This is a genomic window from Microbulbifer okhotskensis (assembly GCF_023895975.1).
Lineage (GTDB): Bacteria > Pseudomonadota > Gammaproteobacteria > Pseudomonadales > Cellvibrionaceae > Microbulbifer > Microbulbifer okhotskensis.
This window is the reverse complement of sequence record NZ_JALBWM010000250.1, coordinates 1-2,034: the sequence shown is the minus strand read 5'-3', so window position 1 is coordinate 2,034 and position 2,034 is coordinate 1. Positions and strand designations below refer to the sequence as shown.

Sequence of the window (2,034 nt, the reverse complement as noted above, 5' to 3'; positions counted from 1 at the left end):
CTCTGAATCTGCTAAAAATCGAAGATAGAAATGCGAAACAAACGGATGAGGCTACAGTCATTTCAATTGCTAGCTGGAAACGTCGAAAGTTCAATCAGCACCTTATGGATAGACTTTTTGACGAGTTAGATCTTGACCAAGGTTGTGAAAAAGTTGCCCGTATTTACGAACCGTACAGCGACTACGGGGCTATAGCTGCATGAAACTGTCCGAAGTATTGCATTAATAGAGTTATTTTTTAATTCGATCCATACAGCTAAAGCTACAACAATTGCTCCACTTCGTTGAAACCAGCTAGCAATGGTTTCTCCTTTAGGCATTAAGTCTTCTACAAATAATGCCAAAAGAGGAACTGCGATCGCTGCAACAATAATTGGAGCAGTCGTTCGAAGACTTTTATTTATAACGTTTCTAGCATCATCAATCCATGCCAACTCTGAATTCTCCTTCTGGCACATAACATTTGTATAGTGGTCATCATGACTACTATTTCCTTGACCACTATTTCTGATGCAAATTTACGCCAACACGCCATCTTCTTCCACCAAATCAATAGATTACGCCTACCGGGCACTAAAGAGCCAACTGGCAAAACGATCATCGTGCCCACTATCCACAATTTTCACTGGCATTATAACCTGATGATTTTAAAGCGTTTTTGGTGAGTTTTGGGAGATTAGGAAAATAACAGTCGCCGTGACCGAAAGCACTTGGAGAGCGGTCTGTTTTAGGGGGGAGTTTTTGGTGGGGCCTGGGCTTTAAAGGTGTGCGTTGGCGGCGCGGTTAGGTGGTTTGGCTATCCCAAAACACCCCATCCAAAGCCCCCAACATCTGCCCCACCACCCCCGCCAAATCCGTCGAAGTATCCCCAGTAATCACCGGCAGCGTCTCAGGGCGGTTGGCTACCTGCCAGCCGCTGCTGCCGTTGATATACAGCAGTCCATCTACTTGATTCAGAACTACTTTGGCGGGAAAGAATTGCCAGTAGCCGGGGTCTGCGACATAGCGGGCGAGCTGGTTGTCTTGGCCGGCCCAGTCGCCAGTGCCGGTGGCAACTATGTAGCGGCCACCGTCTGCAGGTGCGGCCGGGGGATCGTTTTGAATGCCCTGCACTTCGATCTGCAATAGCGCGTCGATGGTGTCCAGCGCTTGGTTAAGGCTGGTGGCTGGGTCCAGGGTGCCTTCCTGGGCGTAGGGTATGGCGTTGTTGGGTGTGTTGCTCATGGGGTTTTTATCCTGCTTATACCGTGATTTCTGTGGCCGGGCCGGGGCCGGTGATGCTGTTGAGTTGCGCCACTTGGATGGTGGCGGGGCCTGGGTCTGCGATGGTTAAAGTGGTTGTACTGGTATCGGTGCTGCTGCCGTTAATCGTTACCCGGTAGCCGGTAAAAAACTGGCTTTGGTCGTAGGCGGCGCGGCCGCCCAGGCGCCCTACTCCCAGCCATTGAATTACCAGCTGGCCATTTGCACGGTGTGCACTGAGATTGGCCGGGGCGGGTTCGGTATGGCTGGCGCCGGTGTAGGTCGCGGCGGTGGTGGTCTCCTCGCCGCTGCCGCTACTGGTGGCGCGGAAAGTTAATGTCTGGTCCAGGTTGTATCGGTCGCTGGGAATGTAGTTAAGGGTGTTGCGATCGAGTAGAACAAAGCGCGTGCCGGCCGGATGCTCTGCAGGGGTAGTGCCCAAGCGCCCGCGCAGCAGGTAGCCAATTTCCCAGACGCCGGGGCTGATCTCGTCGGCTTCGCCAAAGCTCACTATTTCATTGCCGATCAGGGCGCGGTTCTGCCGGTTGAGCAGTTCGGCCAGGGTGCGATATTCGAGCACGTCACCGTCGTCATAGAGCTGGATTTGTACTCGGTGGTTGCTGTCGGGGATCTCGCGCTTGTGCGTGCCGAGGGGGCTGGTTAATTCCCCCATTACGGCCTCCACGTCGGTGCTGTCGGAGTCGGTATAGTTTTCTCCACCGTCCAGGGACAGCGCCACGGTGGCGCCGTACCAGGCGGAGTTACTGCCGGCGATGGCAATGTAATAGCCCA

4 protein-coding genes are annotated in these 2,034 nt (G+C 53.5%); 2 read left to right on the top strand and 2 right to left on the bottom strand.

Going from position 1 to position 2,034, the window contains the following annotated elements:
• The coding region (locus MO867_RS21730; protein WP_252473049.1) for a hypothetical protein at window positions 1–203 on the top strand (203 nt) is incomplete at its 5' end.
• Window positions 204–479: 276 nt separating this feature from the next.
• Window positions 480–665, top strand: a complete 186-nt coding sequence (locus MO867_RS21725) for a hypothetical protein (protein ID WP_252473047.1) — start codon at window positions 480–482, stop codon at window positions 663–665.
• Window positions 666–783: 118 nt separating this feature from the next.
• Here the strand turns inward: MO867_RS21725 and MO867_RS21720 are convergent, their stop codons facing one another.
• On the bottom strand, window positions 784–1,224 hold the full coding sequence (locus MO867_RS21720) for a DUF2793 domain-containing protein (protein ID WP_252473045.1): 441 nt from the start codon (window positions 1,222–1,224) through the stop codon (window positions 784–786).
• 16 nt (window positions 1,225–1,240) lie between these two features.
• Window positions 1,241–2,034 (bottom strand): GTA baseplate fiber-binding domain-containing protein (locus MO867_RS21715; protein ID WP_252473043.1); only part of this gene is annotated, 794 nt, incomplete at its 5' end.

Excerpts from the sequence above, each read along its gene's own strand:
- MO867_RS21720 (WP_252473045.1), bottom strand. The coding sequence starts at position 1,224 with ATGAGCAACACACCCAACAACGCCATACCCTACGCCCAGGAAGGCACC.
- MO867_RS21725 (WP_252473047.1), top strand. The coding sequence starts at position 480 with ATGACTACTATTTCCTTGACCACTATTTCTGATGCAAATTTACGCCAA.